Origin of the sequence: Gracilibacillus oryzae (assembly GCF_009498735.1) — a bacterium.
Lineage (GTDB): Bacteria > Bacillota > Bacilli > Bacillales > Amphibacillaceae > Gracilibacillus > Gracilibacillus oryzae.
Genome location: NZ_ML762424.1, coordinates 510,451 through 511,191 on the forward strand (window position 1 = coordinate 510,451; position 741 = coordinate 511,191).

Consider the following 741-nt stretch of genomic DNA (forward strand, 5'->3'; position numbering starts at 1 on the left):
TCATGATTAACGGGAAATCTCGGCTCTCGTGCAACTGGATTTCCGCTTTATCTCATGATTAACGGGAAATCTCGGCTCCCGTGCAACTGGATTTCCGCTTTATCTTGGCATTAACGGGAAATCTCGGGACTCGTGCACTTTGATTTCCGCTTTATCTCATGATTAACGGGAAATCTCGGCTTCCTTTCACCTGGATTTCCGCTTTATCTCATGATTAACGGGAAATCTCGGCTCTCATGCACTTTGATTTTCCGCTTTATCTCATGATTAACGGGAAATCTCTGTTTCCTTTCAACTGGATTTCCGCTTTATCGTGGGATTAACGGGAAATCTCGGCCCCCGTGCAACTGGATTTCCGCTTTATCTCATGTTTAACACATAATTTTCCCATCAGCCTCCTGGATTTCCCCTAACGCCAGTGTCACTTGAAATGTCGTCCCACACTCCTGCATTTCAGGTTAATAGAAAAAAAAGCACAAGCCCCCTGAGAGTACTTGTGCTTTCTCCTATTACAGAAACAGACCTGCCATCGTTGCAGAAAGAATGGAACCAAGTGTAGCACCAATCAATAATTTCAAGCCAAATTTCGATACCGCAGCACCTTTTTTACTGTCGATACCCTGAACCGTTCCTGCAATAATCCCAATTGAAGAGAAGTTTGCAAAGCTTGTCAGGAATACTGATACAATACCAACAGTCTTCTCAGAAAATGTGCCTACTAGAGGCTGTAATTGTGTCATT

At 43.6% G+C, this 741-nt stretch carries 1 protein-coding gene; it reads right to left on the reverse strand.

Going from position 1 to position 741, the window contains the following annotated elements:
* Positions 1 to 509: 509 nt before the first annotated feature.
* Positions 510 to 741: nucleoside transporter C-terminal domain-containing protein (locus F9U64_RS22785; RefSeq protein ID WP_323125814.1), on the reverse strand; the 232-nt coding region annotated here is incomplete at its 5' end.